Origin of the sequence: Cyclonatronum sp. (assembly GCF_022565315.1) — a bacterium.
Taxonomy (GTDB): domain Bacteria; phylum Bacteroidota; class Rhodothermia; order Balneolales; family Cyclonatronaceae; genus Cyclonatronum.
This window is the reverse complement of the sequence record NZ_JAIUMX010000016.1, coordinates 1-19,833: the sequence shown is the minus strand read 5'-3', so window position 1 is coordinate 19,833 and position 19,833 is coordinate 1. Positions and strand designations below refer to the sequence as shown.

The window sequence follows — 19,833 nt, the reverse complement described above, 5'->3', positions numbered from 1 at the left end:
GGATGCCTGTTGCGGCCGGAACCGGCAACAGGCTCTGCTGCCTGAAAAGGCCCGGGGCGGGAGATGCGCCCGTGAGCACATCCCCCGTTACCCCCACAAAATGCGGGAACGGCCTAAAAAATGACGAGCAGGGCTACAATCAGCACCAGCAGGGCCACGGCCTGATACCGGTAGTTGTAGTAAAACGGAAGGTCGCTGAGCGATTCGGTTTCGGCGTGGAAGAATTTGGGCGTCCAGATGAGGACTTCCCAGTCTTTATCCGGGTCGGGACCTGTAAGCAGGCTTACGCCCACCAGAATGAGCGAGCACAGAATAAAGATGAAGCCCGCCAGATACAGGTAGTGCGGCAGCGCATTTTCGGCGCCGGTGATATTGATGTAGAACTGATAGCCGATGCTGAGCGCGCTGAGGGTGACCCCCGTTACAATGGAGGCGTTTGCGCCCCGTGTGTTGATGCGCTTCGAGAACAGGCCGAAAGCGAACAGGGCCACAATGGGCGGACAAATGAACGAGAGCACCATTTGCAGGTAATCCCAGAAGGACTCAAATTTGATGATCTGCGGGGCCCAGAGCGCGGAAATAACCATGAGCACCATGATGGTGATTTTGGCCACGCGCATGGCGTCATCCTGCGTGGAATTTGGGCGGAATTTCTTGTAGAAATCGAAGGTGAAGAGGGTCGAGGCGGCGTTGAGACCGCTATCCACGCTGCTCATGAGGGCTGCGATGAAGCCGGCGAGGGTGATACCGAGCAGACCGACCGGAAGGAGATCAAAGATCAGGGCGGGGTAGGCGTTCACGGCTTCGATGCTGTCGCCGTAGAGGATGAGGGCCATCACGCCGGGCAGCACCATAATGAAGAGGGTTGAGAGCTTGAGGAAACCTGCGAAGAGCGCACCCCACTGCCCCTGACGCGTATCTTTGGCGGCCAGCGCCCGTTGTGCGATAAACTGATTCGTGATCCAGAAGTAGAAGCCCAGCAGGAACACCCCGGAGAACAAACCGGGCCAGGGCAGATCGGGATCGTCGATACCGCGCACGATACTGAGGTGATCGGCACTCACGCCCGCAGCTGCAACGCCAGCCGTAATTTCCTCCCAGCCGCCGATCATGTTCCAGGCGGCCACGGTTACGAAGATGGAGCTGACAATCAGCAGCACGGCCTGAACCGTATCGGAATACACCACCGAAGCGAGACCGCCCAGCAGCGTATAAAAGGCCGCGAAAATGGAAATTCCCCACACGATGGTAACGATTGAAAGCTCAGGGAAGGCCATTTTTACCACAACGGCACCGGCGTAGAGGCCGGCGGCGATATCCACGAAAACATTGAGAGTCATGGTAACGCCCGAAAAATAGTAGCGGGCAAAGCTGCCGTAGCGGCGCTCGAGAAACTCGGGCACGGTGTAGATTTTGTTGCGCAGGTAGTACGGCAGGAAAAACACGGCAAACAAAATGAGCACGAAGGTTGCCATCCACTCATAGCTGAAGTTGGCAAAGCCTGTACGGTAGCCGCTTTCGGCCAGGCCCACGAGACTGATGCTGCCCATATTGCTGGCAAAAAGCGAAAACCCGATGATGGGCCAGGTGAGCGAGCGCCCTGCAAGAAAGTAGTCGTCCTGATTCTTGTTTTTGTCCTTGAAATACAGTCCCAGCCAGATGATGAACACAAAATAGAGTGCGATGATCACATAATCGATCCACGCAATGCTGACGTCAAATTCCATGGGCTTGCCTCATTAGTTGATTCAGAAACCGCCGCCGGCAAGGCTTGTTTGCGGTTTCAGGTAGCAGATTAGGTCGTGTTAGCATACAGCTTCCACCCTTGTGAAAGCGCTTTTAATTTATCTGCATGAAGGCTGTGATGGAAATAATTTCATGCAAACGTTTGCATTAGGGAAAAACGGGACTTCGGGCTATTTTCAGGGGGGGAAACTTACCAACAAAAATCAAGTTTTATGGGCAACTCATGAGCCGGGCAACGATCAAAGACATTGCGCGGGAAGCCGGCGTTTCGCCCTCCACGGTGTCGCGGGCGCTTGCCGACCACAGTGCCATCAGCGGGGCCACGAAATCCCGCATAGAAGCCATTGCGCGGCGCCTGCATTACCGGCCCAACCTGCAGGCCAAATCCCTCCGGACCCACTCCACCAAAACCATCGCGCTCATCCTGCCGGAAATCAACTCTTTCTTTGTACCGGAGATGATGTACGGCATCAACTCGGCCGCAGCCGAGCGGGGTTTTTCGGTGATGATGTTTCAGTCCGACAATCAGCTCGAGCGGGAGAAGGCGCTGCTGTGGTACGCAACGGAGCTCAGCGCCGACGGCATCCTGCTGAGCCTGAGCGAGGAAAGCGAGAACCTCGATCATGTGCAGCAGCTTGTGCAGAGCGGCACCCCCGTGCTGCTGCTCGACAAAACCGGCGGCGCCGAGGAATTACCGGGCATCACTATTGACGGTGCCGGCACGACGGCGCGGGCCGTTGCGCATCTGCTCGAAAAGGGGCATCGGCGCTTTGGGGGCGTATTTGGGCACCCGGCGCTGAGCATCACCCAAAACCGAAGAAACGGCTATCTGCATGCCCTCGATCAGGCCGGCCTCAGCGAGCTCGATTGCCCCACCCTGGAGGTAACCCAAATTCTTGAAATCTCCCAAAACCTGCGGCGCTTTCTTGCAGCTTTCCCCGACCTTACCGCCCTCTTCCTGATGTCGGATGAGCTGATGGTGCACACCCACCACGAGCTCTGCGCCATGGGCATCCGCATCCCGGAGCAGCTCTCCCTCATCGGCATCAGCGATGGCATCGCACCCTATTACCTGCACCCCAACATCACCCATCTGCACCACTCCGGCTTCGAAATGGGCTATCAGGCCGCCCGCACGCTCACCGATGCCATCAAAGCACAAAAGAACGACGGCACCCGGCTGAAGTCAGCCGTGCTCGAAACTAAACTGTGCGTGCTCGATTCGGTGCGGCAACACTTGCAGCTATGATTGAAGCCCCTTCTAAGACGCAGTAACACTTCAATAATATTCAGAAAGAAATGCGGGGCTACCGGAAAATCAGATTAAAAAAACCGCGCAAATCCGGCCTGACCCGCCCAATCCGTGCGCCATCCTAAGCATTCACCATTTTTTCGGCCATAGCCCTGAGGCGGCTGCGGCGTTCGGCGGACTGAGCGAGGTCGTTGTGAAGGCGTTCGCTTATTTTGGCAAGATGCGCATCCTGATAGGAAAAGGCGATGTTTTTGACCTGATTGTAGCGGGCTTCGGTGGCTTCGTGTGTGAGTTCGCCGGCCGTAAGGGCCCGGGCCGCGCCCCAGTCGATATGGATCATCAGCGGGATGCCGGGCATGAGCGGATTTGGTTTATCGGACACAACGATGAAGTTGGCCGCGTGCCAGTCGCCGTTTTCGACCCCCATCACCTCACACACCTGCTGATGCAGCTGAATGAATTCATACACTTCCGGACTCAGGCGGTCATGCTGCTCGAGCACGTACTCCTGCAGGGTCGGGCCGGTAACAAAGGGCTCGGTGATGTAGCCAAGCAGGGAACAAAGCTCCACCTTATGATGAAACAGATGGTTGAGCCGCTCGATGAGGCCCTCCTCCAAAATCAGGCGGATGCGACCGGCGGAGGTAACAAGGGCGCCGTCCTGCGTGAGGCGCGGCCGGTTTTCGGGCTTGCCGTTGTGCGTTGCCGCCGCGAGGTGCGCTTCGTGAAAAGGCTCCGGGCCCGGCTGCTTTACCACACAACCCAGCTCCGGGGCGATCATTACCGCGCTGCAGCGGCCGCGGCCCATGATGTATTCGGCCTTAAGGATGAGCATAAGGCCGGTTTCGCGCAGGAGCTCATCCTGCCAGTTTTTCAGGGCTGAGGCCGTTTCGGCATCCATCTCAAAGAGCGCGGTACGGCGGCGCTCCTCAATGCGGGCGAGCTGACCCAGCAGCTCATCCAACAGAACTACCCGCGGCACGCCCGGTTTTTTGCCGTCGGGGCGGGTGAGCGGGCCTTCATCACGGATATCTTCGTAGAGGCTGAGGGCGCAGGCTGTCATGTTTTCGGTCGTGCTGTTGAAGCCCCGTGTTTCGCGCCACTCCAGCATACGCAGCACCGCAGCGCAGACTTCCTCCGGAGTTTCGAAGCCGGTCTCCTGACCGAGGCGGGCGGCGACCAGGGCCGGGTCAGCGCCCAGCCAGTTTACGGCCTGCCCGTACTCCGTGAGGGTAATCGCGTACCGAAGCAGCGGATCGGAAGCTGCCTCCGACCATTTGGCGGCCATCACCCCAAACCAGACCGGCGACCAGCCCCCGAGGTTGCGGGTCAGGAAGGTGTCATCCCCGGTGAGGTGCTCAACCGGCACGAGGCGGTCGGTCGTGAGCTGCTGCACGAACCCATGCGGGTTATCCCGCATTAGCAGCGCAGCCATCCCGGGCTGCTCTTTCAGCATTTTGGCCCAAAGGGCTTCGGCATCAGCGGAGGCCCGCTGCTTAATGATGCCGGCCTTAGCGCCTGTTTTGCCGGCCGGAGCCGGGAGTAAAAAATCCACAATATCATCCCGGTTCAGGGGGATGTTCACTACACGAAAGGCCGAATCAGCTTGCATTTTTTTCGAAATTTTAATCCGCATTGGTAATTCAGCCCATAAATAAAAAGAAAGTCCCTGCAACGCAAACCGCGCCGCCGCTTTACAGGGCACATATTTTCAGGGTGATGCGCACCGCAGCAGCAGAGACCTGTCCGGCAGCTGTGCGGTTTTTGTTTGTAAAAGACCCGGACCGTACCTGCATCCAAGCCGCAGAATGCTTAGTTTAAGGATTGTTGGTTAATCGAAGCGACCATCACCCAAACCACTGAATAACAATATTTTAACAACTCACTCTTTTTGCCGACCGGCATCAACTCAGCATATTCATGAACAGATTTTCCCACCTGCACTGCCATACCCAATTCAGCCTGCTCGACGGGGCTGCGAGTATCAAAGACCTGGTAAAAAAAGCCAAAGAGCAGGAGATGCCCGCTATGGCCATCACCGATCACGGCAATATGTTCGGGGTCCCTTCCTTCGTGCGGGAAGCCAAAGGGGCAGGCGTTAAACCGATAATCGGCTCTGAGTTTTACATCACGCCGGCGGGTATGGGCGACCGGGAGAACCGCACCCGCTACCATCAGGTGCTGCTGGCCAAAAACATGACCGGCTATAAAAATCTGGTTAAACTCTGCTCTCTCGGCTATGTGGATGGCCTGTACTACAAGCCGCGCATCGACAAGGAAATCCTGGAAAAATATTCCGAAGGGCTTATAGCAACGACCTGCTGCATCGCGAGCGAGGTCAACAAAACCATAGTCGAAAAAGGCGAAGACGAAGGCCGGAAGGTTTTTGAATGGTACCTCAATCTTTTTGGAGAGGATTACTACATCGAAATTCAGCGGCACAACCTGCGCGATCAGGATACCTGTAACGCCGTGCTGCTCAGGTGGGCGAAGGAATACAATGTGAAGGTGATCGCCACCAACGACAGCCATTACGTGAACCGCGAAGACTCCGAAGCCCACGACATTCTGCTTGCGCTGCAGACCAACGCCGACCTCAACGACCCGAACCGTTTCCGGTTTACAGACGACCACAATAACCTGAACCCGGAGTTCTACCTCAAAACACCCGAGGAAATGCTTGAGCTCTTCCGGGATGTGCCGGAAAGCATCGACAATACCGCTGAAATTGCGGACAAAGTGGAGAACTTCGAGCTGAAGTCGGAGCTCCTCCTCCCCCACTACCCCGTGCCTGAGCCGTTCAAAAATATGGACGACTTCCTGCGCCACAAAAGCTACGAAGGGGCAAAAATCCGCTACAAAGAACTCACAGCGGAGGTAACCGAGCGTATTGAAACCGAGCTCAAAATCATTGAAAAAATGGGCTTTGCGGGCTACTTCCTTATTGTGGAGAGCTTCACAACCGAGGCCCGGAGGCGGGGCGTTTACGTAGGGCCGGGCCGGGGTTCTGCCGCCGGCAGCATCGTGGCCTACTGCATCGGCATCATCAACATAGACCCCCTCAAATACGACCTGCTTTTTGAGCGCTTCCTGAACCCCGAGCGCGTGAGTCCGCCGGATATCGATATCGATTTCGACGATCACGGCCGGCAGCAGGTGATTGATTACGTGGTTGAGCAGTACGGCCGGCAAAACGTGGCTCAGATTGTGACCTACGGCACCATGAAGGCGAAAACAGCCATCCGGGATGTAGGCCGCGTGCTTCGGGTTCCGCTGCCGGAAGTAATGGCGATTTCGAAACTCTTCCCCGAAAAACCAGGCCTTGATACCTTCGCGAAAGTACTCGACCCGGAGAAAAACCCGGATTCTGCAGAGGAAATCCGGAACCTGTTCAATCACCCCGACGAGCAGATCCGCAAGATGATGAAGTACGCGAAGGTGCTCGAAGGCTGTGCACGGCAGACCGGCATCCACGCGGCGGGCGTAATTATCGCACCCGGAGAGGTGTCGAATTACGTGCCGGTAGCCTTATCGAAGGATAAGGACGTCATCACACAGTACGACGGCCCGAGTGCGGAAGATTGCGGCCTGCTGAAGATGGACTTCCTCGGGCTGAAGACGCTCTCCATCCTCAAAACAGCCATCGCAAACGTGAAGGAATCGTTCGGGAAGGAATACGACCTCGATGACATCCCCCTTGATGATGAAAAAACCTACGAGCTGTATCAGCGGGGCGAAACCGTGGGCACCTTTCAGTTTGAGAGCGACGGCATGCGCAAATACCTGCGCGAGCTGAAACCCACCGTAATGGACGACCTCATCGCCATGAACGCGCTGTACCGGCCGGGCCCGATGCAGTTCATTCCGCAGTACATCAACCGGAAGCACGGAAAAGAAAAGGTCGATTATCCGCATGATGACCTGCGGAGCATCCTTGAGCCGACCTACGGTATCATGATTTATCAGGAGCAGATCATGAAAGTGGCCCAGAAAATGGGCGGCTACTCGCTGGGCGAAGCCGACATTTTGCGCCGGATTATGGGCAAGAAGAAGCCCGAGCTGATGGTACTTGAAGAGGAAAAGTTCATTTCACAGGCCATCGGGCTGGGCTACGACAAGAAAGTTGCCAAAGAAGTTTTCGACAAAATGTCGTTGTTTGCGGGCTACGGCTTCAACAAATCGCACTCCGCGGCCTACTCCGTACTTGCCTATCAGACGGCCTACTTCAAGGCGCATTATCCCGCGGAGTTCATGGCGGCGGTGCTCACGCACAACATGGGTGATATCAAAAAAGTATCGCACTTTATTGAGGAAGCGAGCGCAATCGGGCTCACGGTTGATGTGCCGAACATCAACACCGGTGCGGGTAAATTTGTGGTGAAAGACGGCCGCATTCAGTACGGTATGGAAGCCATCAAGGGTGTAGGCGGAAACGCAGTCGTGGCGATTGTGGAAGCCCGCAAAGAAGAAGGCCCGTTCAAATCGCTCTTTGACTTCACCTATCGCGTCGATCTGAAATCGTGTAACCGAAAAACCATCGAAAGCCTGATTCAGGCCGGGGCGCTGGACGATTTCACCAAAAACCGGGCGCAGCTGCTCGAAAGCCTGGATGATGCCATCACCTACGCCGTGCGCAAGCAGGAGGAAAAAAACCGGAATCAGTTCAGCCTATTCGGCGACGGCACTGCCGGCGGCGGCGACATGGCCGAGCCGCGGCTGCGCGAAGGCGTGGCATGGACCAACATGGAGCGCCTCAAGCGCGAACGTGAGCACATCGGCTTTTTCCTCAGCAGTCATCCGCTGGATAAATTCCGGGAGGATATCCGGCTGTTCAGCTCGCACACCCTTCACCCCGATTCCATCAAAAACTGCAAAGACCGCGATACCATACGGCTTGCGGGCATCATCACAAGCTCGCGGATTGTACGCGACAAGAAAGGCCGGCCCATGGCTTTCTGCCAGCTCGAAGATGAAAACGGCACCATCGAAACCATTGCCTTTTCCGAAGCCTACGACAAGTACCTGAACCTGCTCAGCACCGATACCATCGTGATGGTTGAAGGAAACGTGGACACGCGCCGAGGCGAACCGCAGATTGTAGTACGCACGGTTGACCGCATTGAGAACGTACGGGAAAAGAATCAGGGGCGTATCAAACTGAACCTCACCCTCGACACGAGATTTGTAACCGAAGATGATATTCAGCACCTCATCGGCATTTTACAGCAGCACAAGGGCCATACAAGCCTGGGGCTACGCATCACCAACGACCAGATTCGAAATCTGCCTATGAATTCCCGCAAGTTTGTGGTTGACCCGTCCGATGAACTCATTAAAGAAATCCGAAAAGTTCTGGGCAGGGATATGGTTGACCTGAGCCTGAAAGAATATGGCACCCCTAACTGATTGCGGCACAGTTCTTGCTAATTTCAACCTATCAATAACAAAAGAAACCGGAACGAACTCACCCTTCACCGCGTTTTCAAAATCAAACACAAAACCAATAAAATCATGGCATCAGAAACGACATTAGAACTCACCGACACCAACTTTGACGAGCTTGTACTCCAAGCCGAGCATCCCGTACTTGTGGATTTCTGGGCAGAGTGGTGCGGCCCCTGCCGCCGGGTTGGCCCGCTGGTTGATGAGCTTTCCAAAGAATACGAAGGCAAAGCTGTAATCGGCAAAGTTGATGTTGACAGCAACCCGCAGGTTTCCATGAAATATCAGATTCGCAGCATCCCTGCCCTTCTGATTTTCAAAAACGGCGAAGTTGTAGATCAGATCATTGGCGCAGTGCCGAAGTCAGTTCTCAAAAAGCAGCTCGACGCACAGCTGTAAGATTCTCTAATCGATACATAAACCCCCTAAAAAAGGCAGAGTCTGACAACTCTGCCTTTTGTTTTTAAAGGAATTGCACCCACAGCTGTTCGGCGAATGAGCGCCATCCCCTGCTGTTTCACAGATTATTTTGGGATTTTTAACGCGGCACGTGTCCGCGGCTGAGCTGCAATTTTCGTACCTTGGCGGAAATCAAAATTAACCAAAGCTTATGTTTCGCGTCGATCACGTTTACCTGTCTGATGATATTGCAACCGCTCAGTTTGCCTGTAACCTTACGGCCTGCAAAGGCACCTGCTGTGTGCGGGGTGATGCAGGAGCACCAGTACGCAGGCAGGAAACGGCTGTACTCCGGAAAGCATGGGAGCTGCTGAAAGATGAGCTCCGGCCACGGGCGCGCGAAGTTGTAGCCGAAAAAGGCCTGATTTGGGGAGAAGGCACCGATATGGAGCTTGCCTGCACAGACGGCGCAGAGTGCGTTTTCGTACAATACGACGATGCCGGGATCGCCCTCTGCGGCATTCACAAAGCAGCGATGGAAGGCCGCATTGGCTGGCCCAAGCCCGTAAGCTGCCACTTGTTCCCACTGCGCATTATTGAAAGCGGCGCCATCGATTATGTCAATTTCGAGTACATCCCCGAAATGTGCTCACCTGCCTGCGACCATGCAAAAGCCAACGGTATTTTTCTGGCTGAGTACCTGAAAGACGCGCTGGTACGGCGGTACGGGGAAATCTGGTACGATACATTTCTCGAAATCTGCCACACCATCCGGCAAGAGAAAGGGATACCAGTATGATTTCACAAAAACAGCGACAGGGGCAGTTTCAGAAGCAGGTACAGACACAGCAGCAAAAGCTTTCACCCCAGCAGATACAGTACATCAAAATGCTGCAGATGTCAACGCAGCATATCGAGCAGCGTATTAAGGAAGAAATGGAGACCAATCCGGCGATTGAGGATATCGACTCCGGTACGGATGTTTATGATACCGACGGCGGCTCAGAGTACGAAAAGATAGATGCCGCTGACCCGGATATACCCGAAAGCGACAGTCCGGCTGTTGATGATGATCTTGATGTGGACTGGGATGCCTTTCATTCCGATAACTCTGAAGGCTACAGTTCCTCAACGACCTGGAACCCGGATGCACCCGACTGGATGGATATCCCCGCGCCCTACCGGGAAACACAACTGGAAAAACTGGAACAGCAGGTACTCATGCTCGACCTCACAGAAAAGGAAATGCTGATTGCCGATCAGATTTTGGGCTCTATTGATGATGACGGCTATTTCCGGCGGGAGATTTCGTCCGTGGCAGACGGCATTGCTTTTCAGCATGGGATGCCCGTTTCGACGGATGAGGTGCTTCACGTATTGCAGCTCATTCAGCGGCTTGATCCGCCGGGAATTGCCGCACGCAACCTTCAGGAATGTCTTGACATTCAGCTTAGTATGCTCCGGAGTGACACACCCGGACTTCATGAAGCAAAAAAAATCATCACTGATCACTGGGAGGAATTCGAGAAAAAGCACTTTGAAAAAATCATTCGCAGAATGGGCATCACGGAAGATGCTTTCCATGATGCGTATGACTGCCTGCGCATGCTCGATCCCAAACCCGGCTCCTTCGAAACTGCGGCTGCTGATGCAGGAAACTTCATCACACCTGACTTTGAGGTGTACTACGAACCTTCAGCCGATGATGAGCAGCAGGGCGAGTTTGTGATTACCCTGAACCGCCGGAATATGCCCGATCTGATTGTTTCCAAAAGCTACGAGCAGATGATTGCAGACATGGCCCGCCGGAAGGAAAAAAATAAAGAGCAGAAAGAGGCACAGCTGTTTTTAAAAAGCAAGATTGAATCAGCAAAGTGGTTTATTGAGATGCTCTATCAGCGGCAGCAGACCCTGCTTGCCGTAATGCAGACGATTGTGAACATACAGGAGAGCTTCTTCAAAAGCGGCAAAAACGTGAAACCGATGATTCTCAAAGATGTTGCTGATATCGTAAGCCTTGATGTTTCAACCATTTCCCGCGTGGTGAACGGGAAATATGTTCAGACCGCATTCGGGGTTTACGAGCTGCGCTATTTTTTCAATGAAGGGATCACAACTGAATCAGGTGAAGAAGTTTCGAATCTTGAAGTAAAGAATATTCTCGCTGAAATGATTGAGCTGGAGCCGAAAGATCAGCCCTTCAGCGATCAGAAGCTGACAGACATACTCAAAGAAAAAGGCTTCCGTGTAGCCCGGCGAACGGTTACCAAGTACCGCGAACAATTGCGAATCCCTACAGCAAGACTTAGAAAATCAATTATTTAACCAAAAAGCCAGCTGCATAATACCATAAACGGTACTGTTTCGCACAAACAGCATAGCAAGCAGACTCAAAAGACTAAGGTACAATAAAAAAGTTACTCCAAGATGCGCTGCAGGCCGTAGGGTTGGCTGCCTGCCAAAAGCTGCAGCAGCTACCAGAAAACTACCCAGCTGAACCAAGACAAATACCCCACCGGCAGCAAGCACAGCCACAGATCCGGCAGATGAGCCGGAAAGGGTTAGCAGAACCAGCAGCAGAAATAACCCGAGATGCATAGGCCAGAACAACAGGGTAGCCGACATGCTTACCACATCACGTCGGAAACAGCTTATAATAAGCCATGCCCATAGCAGACCGTTAAACAAGGCCCCAAAAACCAAACCTATAGTAAAGAGAAACCAATCATTTGCTGCTACCGGGAAGTACCAGCTGAGTGCCTGCATTCCGGCCTCTCCCAGAAACGAAGTAATAAAAGTGAGGGAGAACAAACCCCACATTACGGCTGCCTGCAGAAAAACGACAAGCACACTTCCCGAAAGCAGGATATGCCGCCTGAGGATGTCCTCAACCAAAAAAGAATGGTTAAAAAAGTAGCGGCCAACCGTTCTGCTGTAGTTGGGGTTAAACCGCATATGTATGGCAAAAGACAACCATAACCCTATCAAAATGAGCACCCCGTAATTAACTGAACCGGGGTATTGTTCGGCAGCAGGCAGCGGAATGGCAGGATTAGGACTCCTCTGAAATCCGCTTATTATCTGAGCCAGACCACTGAAATCGTCGTCAAGGTAAATCTGAAGGTTATCATAATCTGTGAGAAAAACCTGGTACCCAAGCCTGATACCTTCACGTAAAGTTTGTACAAAAAAGTGATGTTCGTCGGCAGCAGGCCCGGGCGGAAGCAGTAAAGGGGCGCCTTTAAACGGAGCGGTCGGTAAAGAAAGGCCTGCATCGGGTACAGGCCGCAGCATTGGGGACGGCACATCATCCCCCTTAGTGATTAAGTAGAGTGGCTGAGCAGGGAACGCCTCTCTTAGCTGTTCACTTAAACCTGCGAGATGTCTGGACGTACGCGCAGAGTTCAGATCAGCATGCCAGCCAGCAATAATGCTGTTAAAACCGGGAACTGCTTCAAACCTGCGGAGCCACCTGATCTGTTGGGCTGCATCAGTGGCCTGTGCTGTACGAATGAGAAACCTTTGGGGCAAGACCGGCCAGATCTCAAAGTTTAGCCCGTTTAAGAAATCAAATATTTCAGGCGCGAAATGCCCCTCAGGCGCCAGAATAGTAAAACCAAGCCTCTGATAAGTTTCAATTTCCTGCTGTGTTAGGGTTTGGCTTTGCTCCTGACTCAGGATAAGCCCAAAGCGTACCTGGGCAAGGGACACATCCCCAAAAAACAAAAAAAACAGAAACAGAAAACGACAAAAAAAGCCGGAATTTAGCTTAGGTGTTTTCTTCCCTGAGGGGAATTTCGCGGGTTTCTTTGAATGTAGAGAGAACAATATTGGAACGTGTTTTTTTAACACCCGGCATAGTCTGAATTTTGGAAAGAAGCTTCTCCAGAGATTCCGTATTCCGGGTACGAATTTTCAGAAAGTGTGACCCGTCACCGGTTATGGAGTGGCACTCAAGAACTTCGGCTTCATCCTGTGCCGCTTCCACAAAAGCAGGATAAAAAGATGAATTATCGACCTGAACAAAAATAAAGGCCGTAATGTCGTAATCAAATAGCCGCGGGTTCAGCACAGCAAAATACCCGTCTATGAGTTTTTTTTCTTCCAGTTTTTTCATTCGCTCAGAAACCGACGGCACAGACAGCCCTACGATTTCAGCCAGTTTATTGCGTCGGGCACGACCATTCTTTTGAAGCTCCCTCAGAATTTTGATATCCGTAAGGTCGAGTTGATGCGACATAAGTTACATTTTTGGTTGATTTACTCACTTTGAATTAAGCTGGGAATATAGACTAATAAATTAAGGCATACAAGCATTTAGCCTAATTTTATTTTGCCAGCCACTATATCTAACAGTTCACTTAAAATCATAGCTGTAGCCCCCCACAGAGGTGTAGGGGTCACGGTCCAGTATGGCACCGTCATTGGGATATCGCCGAAAGTCCAGATTTCGTGTACAAGGTTTTCGGGCTTTGTAAGAGAAATAAGCTCTGGTGTGAAGATACGGCTCACCTCCCTCGGGTCGGGTATGAGTTTACCCGGCTGTTCAACAAAACTGATATGCGGATAGATGAGATTGTTTGTAACCGGTATGTACAGACTACTCAGCTCTCCGAGCCAATGGAGCCGTGAAGGCCTGAGGCCGACCTCTTCTTCGGTCTCACGAAGTGCGGCTTCGAAGGTAGTCTCGCCGGGCTGCATTCGGCCGCCAGGACAACTTACTTCACCCGCATGGCTCGGCATTTTAGAAGAGCGCTCAGTAAGGATAAGCCGGTAGGCTCCGGTTTGCTCATCTCTGTACAGAAGAACCATCACAGCATTGCGCTTACAGTCATGCGGGGGGGTTATGTCGTGCATGAAGCTGCCGTCGTGGCGCACAGGACCCATCCTTCGCTGTGCTGTGAAACCCGGCAGCGGCTGCTGTAGCCGGTGTTTGAGATAATCCGCTAACTCATTCATTTGAATATAGTTTATGCAATATGATCGGAATGAACGCAGGTACCTGTTTCCGGTATTCGGCATAACTATCTCCAAAGCGGGCAAGAAGCCGGCGCTCCTCAAAACGGGATCCGATCACAAAGTAAAGAATACAGCAGAGCGTAAACAGCGCCCATTTGAGTGTCATTATAGGGTGGGCTATCAGCAGAATGATACTGAATACATACAACGGGTGCCGCATATAGCGAAACGGTCCTGAAATGGCGATTTGAGCGGATGCAGGCTCATCGAGGTCGTAGTTTGTTTCTGAGCGTCGGGCGTCACGGAGCTGCACAAGGCCCAGAAAAGCAGAACTGCCGGCATGGCGAAGGCTTAGCCAAAGGCCGGCCAGCGCTCCCAGCTGAATGAGGTGCATCAGCCACTGCCCGGGCGGTTCAATATGGTACAGGAGCTGATGCTCAACCGGTGCCAAAAACCAGACCAGCCCGAACGTAACCAAAGCAAGCATGTTGTAAAGCAGGCGGTAATACCAGCGCATAAAAGGCAGGGCCCCGATTACCCGGGACTTCACCGCACGGCTTGCCAGCAAACTGTGCAGCACCGCAAAGGCCAGAAATGCCACAGCAAAGATCATAAATTCAGCCAGTCAAGAATAAGCGCCTTATACTCTTGCAGCGCATTAAAGCCTTTGTTAGTGAGGGCCACATTGGTCTGTTTGCGGCTGATCTGCACACTTCTGTTGATAGCGATATAACCTGCCTCTTCCAGCTTCTTCAGCTGAATACTCAGGTTTCCGTCGGTTGTTTTTACGGCATTTTTAAGGCTCATAAAATCGACTTCTTCGGAATGAGCCACTGCAGAAAGAATGGCAAGCCTGAGGCGGTTGTGTATCAGCGAGTCAAGCTGACGGTGGGTAAAATTTTTGTAGTACGTCTTCAAATCGATATTTTTTTGTTTAACTACTAATATAGGAAGGATTGGGGGCGTGAGTAAGGCATAGTTTAATGGCTTTATTTCAATTTTCTTTTTTTAGCTGTACGCAGAGGTTTTATAACCGGCCTGATGCTTTCCTTTTAGCTTTTAACCGCAGTATTTCATGCGTACCTTACGGCGGCTCTAAAATGGGCTTAATTTATTATTATTAGGACTTAAATCCGGCCGGTTTGTGTTATCCGGTTTTTCCATTTCAACCATTCAAAATCATTATGAGCATTCTTGTTGTTGGTTCTGTTGCCTATGACGGCATAGAAACACCGTTCGGAAAAGTTGACCGTATTCTCGGCGGATCGGCCACTTTCATTTCCATCACCGCCAGTTATTTTCACAGCCCGCTTCAGCTTGTGGGCGTAGTCGGGCACGATTTCGCCGAAGAAGACCTCAACAAGCTAAAAGCCCGTGATATCGATCTGGAAGGTCTTCAAATCGACAACAGTGGCAGAACATTTTTCTGGAGCGGTCGCTATCACTTTGACCTTAACAACCGCGACACCCTCGATACGCAGCTCAATGTGTTTGAAAAATTCGATCCGGTTATTCCGGCTTCCTACCAGAATGCAAAAGTCGTTTGTCTGGGCAACATCGCACCGGCTCTTCAGAACAAGGTTCTTGATCAGATTGAAACGCCCGACCTCGTAATTCTGGATACGATGAATTTCTGGATTGAAGGTGCCCGCAAAGACCTCGAAGTAACCCTGAACCGCGTTGATGTACTAATCATTAATGATTCCGAAGCGCGTGAGCTATCCGGTGAACCCAACCTGGTGAAAGCCGCTGATAAAATCCGGAGTATGGGGCCAGATACCCTTATCATAAAAAAAGGGGAACACGGTGCACTGTTGTTCACCAACGGCAGTATCTTTTCTGCACCCGCCTACCCTATTGTTGACATTTTCGACCCAACCGGTGCCGGCGATACATTTCTTGGCGGCTTTGCCGGCTGGCTTGCCCGCTCAGGCGACTTCTCTGATGAAAACTTCCGCCGTGCGGTTATCTACGGCTCTGCCATGGCAAGCTTCTGCGTAGAGAAATTTGGTCCAGAGCGTCTGCTAAGCCTAACGGCTGCTGAAATCAATGAACGCTACACCGAGTTCCGCACCCTTTCGGAAATTCCCGTACAGCGGGAAGATACTTTCTGATAACCAGCCAAAATAAAATGACTAAAGACCCCGAACTAAAGCCGGATTTCGCAAAACCCGATACCATTGTGCTGGCTTCTGCCAACAAGCATAAAGTTAAGGAACTTCGTGAAATCCTCGCCGGAATTGGTATCAGGCTTCTTTCAACAGAAGATTTTCCGGGCTTACGGGAGGTAATTGAAGATGCCGATACCCTGCAGGGCAACGCCTGGAAAAAGGCCGACTACCTTTACCAAACTACGGGCCTGCCTGCCCTCGCTGATGATACCGGCCTCGAAGTTGATTTCCTCAACGGAGCACCGGGCGTGTATTCGGCCCGGTACGCCGGCGAGCAGGCAAGCTACGAAGACAATGTAAACAAGCTCCTTCGTGAACTGGGCAGCACAGATAAACGCTCGGCAAGGTTCCGTACCGTTATAGCTTACAAGTCGGAATCAGGCACTTTTTTCTTTAACTGGCTTTGTGAGGGGGTAATCACAAAAACACCAATCGGAGATAACGGCTTTGGCTACGACCCCGTTTTTATGCCTGAAGGATACCAGCTCACCTTCGCCGAACTTATGGCTGAAGTAAAGAACAACATCAGCCACCGCGGAAGAGCCGTCCAAAAATTCATGCAGTTTTTGGAACAAATGGGGAAAGCATAAAACCGGAGTAGTAACAATACCATAGTTTCAGGAATGAAAAAAAATATTGGAGGGCCTTGAAATACCTCGAACAAATGATTACATTGAAATCAACGAAACCAATAGAATCAAACCGGCAGAACTATGGCCAGCGTAACCATCCGAAACCTCGACGAAGAAACCAAGCTCAGGCTCAAAGTGAGAGCCGCACAAAATAACCGCTCTCTTGAAGAAGAACTGCGCATAAGCCTGCGCATGATTGCCGAAGACGAAACGCTGCTGTCGCCTGAAACCGAAAACGTTGCAGGCGAGGATGTACCGTTTTTCGCCGTTAACGACGATCTGAGCACAAACGATTTCCCCTACATCCCAAACAAAGAAATCATGTTCACCGAATTCATAAAAATAGACCCCGCTGTGCGCTTCGGGCGCCCCTGCATAAAAGGTACGCGCATCTCCGTCTATGATGTGCTTGGGTACCTCGCCGCCGGCATGAGCATCACCGAAATCATCGAAGATTTCCCCGAGCTAAGCCCCGCCGCCATACATGCCTGCCTGCATTTTGCCGCCTCCCGCGAGCGCCGCATTTCTATGGTATAAAGGCCCGCCCGATGCAGCTGTTTTTCGACCAGAATATCTCCTTCCGAATTCTGTCCAAAATTGAGGAAGCCTTCCCCGATTCACGGCATGTGAAGACCGATAACCTCATTGATGCCACCGATCACCGGCTATGGCACCATTGCAGGGATAACGGCTACTGCGTCGTCACTTTTGATGCTGATTTCATAGACCTGCTGAACCTGCACGGGCCTCCGCCGCCGGTAATCCGAATCCGGAGTGCCGGTATCAGCACCAGAAACCTTGCGGCGCTGCTCCTGCAAAAACAGGATGTTATCAGAGGATTTCTTTCCGGTGAGAGCGGAATGCCGCCAGAGGTACTGGAAATTTTCGGGTAGGCCGGCGCAGCTGAAAGGGTGAAGAGGAAGCCTAAAGCAAAACCTGATTGAGGGCAGGGACCCATCACCCTAAAAAAACCAAACGCATCAGATCTGCACGATGCCTTCGAGCCAGGCCTTGCCGATTACGCAGGCAAAAAGCCCCGCAGTATCGAGCTGCGCGAGGTCTTCATTGGAAGAAACGCCCCCGCTCGCGATGAAATTGAGATCGGGAAAGCGTTTTTGGAGACCGGCATACATGGGCAGGTTCGGGCCGGTCATCATGCCGTCGCGGGCGATATCGGTGCAAAGCACTTCGGTGAGTCCGTAGCTGAGCATGGGGCCGAGCAGCTCTTCGAGGGTGCGGTTGTCGGTTTCGAGCCAGCCGCCAACAGCGACCTTGCCGTCTTTGAGGTCCATGCCGAAAATACAGCGGCCGGGCCCGAATTCTTCAAGTGCCCGAAGCCACTCTTCCGGCCGGTTCACGGCCATGGAGCTCGACACCACCCGATGCACGCCCGCCAGAAGCAGGCGTTCAACATCCTCAAAGCGCCGGATGCCGCCGCCCATCTGAACCTGCAGCGGAGTTTGCTTCACGATGGCTTCAACAAGGCTGAGGTTCTCAAAACGGCCGTCGCGGGCACCGTTGAGGTCCACGATGTGCAGGCGCGGCAAATCTTCGCGCTCGCTCAGTCGCTCCGCAAAGGAGACCGGATCGTCGGCATAAACGGTTACCTCGTCGTAGCTGCCCTGTCTGAGGCGCACAATTTTTCCGTCATAGAGGTCGATAGCGGGTATTCGGATCATAGGTTTGTTTGTGGTTTGTAACCGCGGTCAGCGGGTGAACTTGATGAAGTTTGCCAATAGCCGGGCGCCGGCATCACCCGATTTTTCCGGGTGAAACTGTACCCCCATTTTGTTGCCTTCAGCGGCTACTGAGGTGAAGGTAACCCCGGCATAGCTGCAGCTGCCTATGGTTTGGGCAGCCGGGGGGGCATAAAAACTGTGCACATAATAAAAGTAATCGTCGCGGGTGATGCCCTGCATCAGCGGATGATCCGCCTCAATTTCGTTAAAGGTGTTCCAGCCCATGTGCGGCACCTTGGCGCTTTGGTCGTCGAAGCGCAGCAGTTTGCCCGGAAACAGACCGAGGCAGTCGGTATCGCCTTCAACGCTGTGCTCGAACAGCAGCTGCATACCGAGACAGATACCCAGCACGGGCAGCGGCGTTTCGCGCAGCCAGTCGTCAAGTCCATTCTCTTTCAGCGCCTTCATCGCTGCCTGAGCATGACCGACGCCGGGGAAAATGATGCCAGATGAAGCTTCGAGCTCCTCAATGCTGTTGGTAATCCGGAAGTCAGCCCCCAGCCTTTTCAGCGCATTGGAGACCGAAGCTGTGTTGCCGGCCCGGTAATCGACGATGCTGATCATTACAGAACTCCTTTGCTGCTTGGTATTTCGAGGCTGCCGGTACGTTTCACCGACTGCTTCAGCACGATTGCAAAGCCCTTAAACATGGCCTCTATTTTGTGATGATCGTTCTCGCCGCTCACTTCAAAATGCAGGGTGCTCTTGGTGTTCATGGCAAGGGAGTAAAAAAAATGTTTCACCATTTCGGTGGGGAAATCGCCCACTTTGTCGCGGGTGAAGCTTACGTCAAACACAAGATACGGCCGGCCGGAAAGGTCGAGCGCGGTCATGGCGCGGGTTTCGTCCATCGGCAGTACGGAGGCGTAGCGGGTGATGCCCCGCTTATCGCCCAGGGCCGCGGAGATGGCATCGCCCAGAGCGAGTGCGGTGTCTTCGATGGTGTGGTGTTCGTCGATGTGCAGGTCGCCTTTGCACCTTACCTTCAGATCTACGCCCCCGTGCCGTGCGATCTGCTCCAGCATGTGATCGAAAAAGCCGAGACCCGTGCTGATTTCGTGCTTCCCGCTGCCGTCGAGCCTGATTTCAACTTCGATGTCGGTTTCGCGGGTGGTGCGGCGGATGCGTCCGATACGGGGCGGGAACAACAGCTGTTCGAGCAGCACCTGCCAGTCGGCGGCGGTTTGCGGCTCAGCCGCAATTCCGGCAGTGGTGATAACGAGACCATCGCCTGAGGCACCGATACGGCGGACATCCCCAGCACTTTCCAGATCAACTGCTTCAGCCGGTTTCAGCTCAAATTGCAGCGCATCCCGGCGCAGGCGTTCGGTAATGACGGCCGGAACCCCGGCATCAAGGATCAGTACTGCACCGGCCTCCTGCAGCCGGATGAGGGCACGGAATGCGAACGGCCGCAGCTCCTCCCCTTCACACAAAGCCTCAGCGGCTATAAAAAAAAGGGACATATTTTTTAGGATGATGGATGTTGAATT

19 protein-coding genes are annotated in these 19,833 nt (G+C 53.0%); 9 read left to right on the top strand and 10 right to left on the bottom strand.

The features are described 5' to 3' along the window. Nucleotides 1-113: 113 nt before the first annotated feature. The gene (locus tag LAT75_RS04755) at nt 114-1,727 is read right to left on the bottom strand and encodes a sodium:solute symporter (protein ID WP_291481484.1); all 1,614 of its coding nucleotides are present in this window, start codon (nt 1,725-1,727) and stop codon (nt 114-116) included. Nucleotides 1,728-1,969: 242 nt separating this feature from the next. Between LAT75_RS04755 and LAT75_RS04750 the strand changes: the two genes are divergently transcribed. Continuing rightward, on the top strand, nt 1,970-2,995 hold the full coding sequence (locus LAT75_RS04750) for a LacI family DNA-binding transcriptional regulator (protein WP_291481483.1): 1,026 nt from the start codon (nt 1,970-1,972) through the stop codon (nt 2,993-2,995). 124 nt (nt 2,996-3,119) lie between these two features. Here LAT75_RS04750 and LAT75_RS04745 read toward each other — a convergent pair whose 3' ends face one another. Then, a complete protein-coding gene (locus tag LAT75_RS04745) occupies nt 3,120-4,610 on the bottom strand; it encodes a hypothetical protein (protein ID WP_291481482.1) in 1,491 nt (496 codons plus the stop codon). Nucleotides 4,611-4,918: 308 nt separating this feature from the next. Here LAT75_RS04745 and dnaE point away from each other — a divergent pair, with 308 nt between their 5' ends. The 4 genes from dnaE (at nt 4,919) to rpoN (ending at nt 11,164) form a co-directional block, all read left to right on the top strand. Next, a complete protein-coding gene (gene dnaE / locus LAT75_RS04740) occupies nt 4,919-8,404 on the top strand; it encodes a DNA polymerase III subunit alpha (RefSeq protein WP_291481481.1) in 3,486 nt (1,161 codons plus the stop codon). A gap of 105 nt (nt 8,405-8,509) precedes the next feature. Further along, the gene (gene trxA, locus LAT75_RS04735) at nt 8,510-8,839 is read left to right on the top strand and encodes a thioredoxin (RefSeq protein ID WP_291481480.1); all 330 of its coding nucleotides are present in this window, start codon (nt 8,510-8,512) and stop codon (nt 8,837-8,839) included. 211 nt (nt 8,840-9,050) lie between these two features. Then, nucleotides 9,051-9,638 carry a DUF3109 family protein gene (locus tag LAT75_RS04730; RefSeq protein WP_291481479.1) on the top strand — a complete coding sequence of 196 codons (588 nt, stop codon included), beginning with the start codon at nt 9,051-9,053 and terminating at the stop codon, nt 9,636-9,638. Next, a complete protein-coding gene (gene rpoN / locus LAT75_RS04725; protein ID WP_291481478.1) occupies nt 9,635-11,164 on the top strand; it encodes an RNA polymerase factor sigma-54 in 1,530 nt (509 codons plus the stop codon). Before LAT75_RS04730 ends, rpoN begins: the two co-directional genes overlap by 4 nt. On the opposite strand, the gene LAT75_RS04720 is transcribed toward rpoN, so the two are convergent. The 5 genes from LAT75_RS04720 to LAT75_RS04700 all read right to left on the bottom strand — a co-directional run bounded on the left by LAT75_RS04720 (nt 11,153) and on the right by LAT75_RS04700 (nt 14,716). Beyond that, nucleotides 11,153-12,550 carry a hypothetical protein gene (locus tag LAT75_RS04720; protein ID WP_291481477.1) on the bottom strand — a complete coding sequence of 466 codons (1,398 nt, stop codon included), beginning with the start codon at nt 12,548-12,550 and terminating at the stop codon, nt 11,153-11,155. The genes rpoN and LAT75_RS04720 overlap by 12 nt on opposite strands. A 58-nt stretch (nt 12,551-12,608) precedes the next feature. Further along, nucleotides 12,609-13,079: an Lrp/AsnC family transcriptional regulator gene (locus LAT75_RS04715; protein WP_291481476.1), complete on the bottom strand. Its 471-nt coding sequence runs from the start codon at nt 13,077-13,079 to the stop codon at nt 12,609-12,611. A 77-nt stretch (nt 13,080-13,156) separates the two neighbouring features. Beyond that, complete coding sequence (locus LAT75_RS04710) at nt 13,157-13,798, bottom strand: CoA pyrophosphatase (RefSeq protein WP_291481475.1); 642 nt, start codon at nt 13,796-13,798, stop codon at nt 13,157-13,159. Next, on the bottom strand, nt 13,791-14,411 hold the full coding sequence (locus LAT75_RS04705) for an isoprenylcysteine carboxylmethyltransferase family protein (RefSeq protein WP_291481474.1): 621 nt from the start codon (nt 14,409-14,411) through the stop codon (nt 13,791-13,793). Before LAT75_RS04705 ends, LAT75_RS04710 begins: the two co-directional genes overlap by 8 nt. After that, nucleotides 14,408-14,716 (bottom strand): transcriptional regulator, encoded by a 309-nt coding sequence (locus LAT75_RS04700; RefSeq protein WP_291481473.1) that lies wholly within the window; start codon nt 14,714-14,716, stop codon nt 14,408-14,410. Before LAT75_RS04700 ends, LAT75_RS04705 begins: the two co-directional genes overlap by 4 nt. Before the next feature lie 266 nt (nt 14,717-14,982). On the opposite strand from LAT75_RS04700, the gene LAT75_RS04695 reads away from it, so the two are divergent. The 4 genes from LAT75_RS04695 (at nt 14,983) to LAT75_RS04680 (ending at nt 17,494) form a co-directional block, all read left to right on the top strand. Next, nucleotides 14,983-15,912 carry a PfkB family carbohydrate kinase gene (locus LAT75_RS04695; protein ID WP_291481472.1) on the top strand — a complete coding sequence of 310 codons (930 nt, stop codon included), beginning with the start codon at nt 14,983-14,985 and terminating at the stop codon, nt 15,910-15,912. Between the two features lie 17 nt (nt 15,913-15,929). Further along, nucleotides 15,930-16,559, top strand: a complete 630-nt coding sequence (gene rdgB / locus LAT75_RS04690; protein WP_291481471.1) for an RdgB/HAM1 family non-canonical purine NTP pyrophosphatase — start codon at nt 15,930-15,932, stop codon at nt 16,557-16,559. Between the two features lie 123 nt (nt 16,560-16,682). Further along, on the top strand, nt 16,683-17,138 hold the full coding sequence (locus LAT75_RS04685) for a DUF433 domain-containing protein (RefSeq protein ID WP_291481470.1): 456 nt from the start codon (nt 16,683-16,685) through the stop codon (nt 17,136-17,138). An 11-nt stretch (nt 17,139-17,149) separates the two neighbouring features. Further along, nucleotides 17,150-17,494: a DUF5615 family PIN-like protein gene (locus LAT75_RS04680; RefSeq protein WP_291481469.1), complete on the top strand. Its 345-nt coding sequence runs from the start codon at nt 17,150-17,152 to the stop codon at nt 17,492-17,494. An 87-nt stretch (nt 17,495-17,581) separates the two neighbouring features. On the opposite strand, the gene LAT75_RS04675 is transcribed toward LAT75_RS04680, so the two are convergent. The 3 genes from LAT75_RS04675 to hisB are packed head-to-tail and all read right to left on the bottom strand — an operon-like array spanning nt 17,582 to nt 19,806. Next, a complete protein-coding gene (locus LAT75_RS04675; protein WP_291481468.1) occupies nt 17,582-18,280 on the bottom strand; it encodes a 1-(5-phosphoribosyl)-5-[(5-phosphoribosylamino)methylideneamino] imidazole-4-carboxamide isomerase in 699 nt (232 codons plus the stop codon). 27 nt (nt 18,281-18,307) lie between these two features. Beyond that, the gene (gene hisH, locus LAT75_RS04670) at nt 18,308-18,904 is read right to left on the bottom strand and encodes an imidazole glycerol phosphate synthase subunit HisH (protein ID WP_291481467.1); all 597 of its coding nucleotides are present in this window, start codon (nt 18,902-18,904) and stop codon (nt 18,308-18,310) included. Then, nucleotides 18,904-19,806, bottom strand: a complete 903-nt coding sequence (gene hisB / locus LAT75_RS04665) for an imidazoleglycerol-phosphate dehydratase HisB (protein ID WP_291481466.1) — start codon at nt 19,804-19,806, stop codon at nt 18,904-18,906. The genes hisH and hisB overlap by 1 nt, the downstream gene beginning before the upstream one ends. Nucleotides 19,807-19,833 lie beyond the last annotated feature (27 nt).

Coding starts and splice junctions, on each gene's coding strand:
- LAT75_RS04755 (WP_291481484.1), bottom strand. CDS start 1,727: ATGGAATTTGACGTCAGCATTGCGTGGATCGATTATGTGATCATCGCA.
- LAT75_RS04750 (WP_291481483.1), top strand. CDS start 1,970: ATGAGCCGGGCAACGATCAAAGACATTGCGCGGGAAGCCGGCGTTTCG.
- LAT75_RS04745 (WP_291481482.1), bottom strand. CDS start 4,610: ATGCAAGCTGATTCGGCCTTTCGTGTAGTGAACATCCCCCTGAACCGG.
- dnaE (WP_291481481.1), top strand. CDS start 4,919: ATGAACAGATTTTCCCACCTGCACTGCCATACCCAATTCAGCCTGCTC.
- trxA (WP_291481480.1), top strand. CDS start 8,510: ATGGCATCAGAAACGACATTAGAACTCACCGACACCAACTTTGACGAG.
- LAT75_RS04730 (WP_291481479.1), top strand. CDS start 9,051: ATGTTTCGCGTCGATCACGTTTACCTGTCTGATGATATTGCAACCGCT.
- rpoN (WP_291481478.1), top strand. CDS start 9,635: ATGATTTCACAAAAACAGCGACAGGGGCAGTTTCAGAAGCAGGTACAG.
- LAT75_RS04715 (WP_291481476.1), bottom strand. CDS start 13,079: ATGTCGCATCAACTCGACCTTACGGATATCAAAATTCTGAGGGAGCTT.
- LAT75_RS04710 (WP_291481475.1), bottom strand. CDS start 13,798: ATGAATGAGTTAGCGGATTATCTCAAACACCGGCTACAGCAGCCGCTG.
- LAT75_RS04705 (WP_291481474.1), bottom strand. CDS start 14,411: ATGATCTTTGCTGTGGCATTTCTGGCCTTTGCGGTGCTGCACAGTTTG.
- LAT75_RS04695 (WP_291481472.1), top strand. CDS start 14,983: ATGAGCATTCTTGTTGTTGGTTCTGTTGCCTATGACGGCATAGAAACA.
- rdgB (WP_291481471.1), top strand. CDS start 15,930: ATGACTAAAGACCCCGAACTAAAGCCGGATTTCGCAAAACCCGATACC.
- LAT75_RS04685 (WP_291481470.1), top strand. CDS start 16,683: ATGGCCAGCGTAACCATCCGAAACCTCGACGAAGAAACCAAGCTCAGG.
- LAT75_RS04680 (WP_291481469.1), top strand. CDS start 17,150: ATGCAGCTGTTTTTCGACCAGAATATCTCCTTCCGAATTCTGTCCAAA.
- LAT75_RS04675 (WP_291481468.1), bottom strand. CDS start 18,280: ATGATCCGAATACCCGCTATCGACCTCTATGACGGAAAAATTGTGCGC.
- hisH (WP_291481467.1), bottom strand. CDS start 18,904: ATGATCAGCATCGTCGATTACCGGGCCGGCAACACAGCTTCGGTCTCC.
- hisB (WP_291481466.1), bottom strand. CDS start 19,806: ATGTCCCTTTTTTTTATAGCCGCTGAGGCTTTGTGTGAAGGGGAGGAG.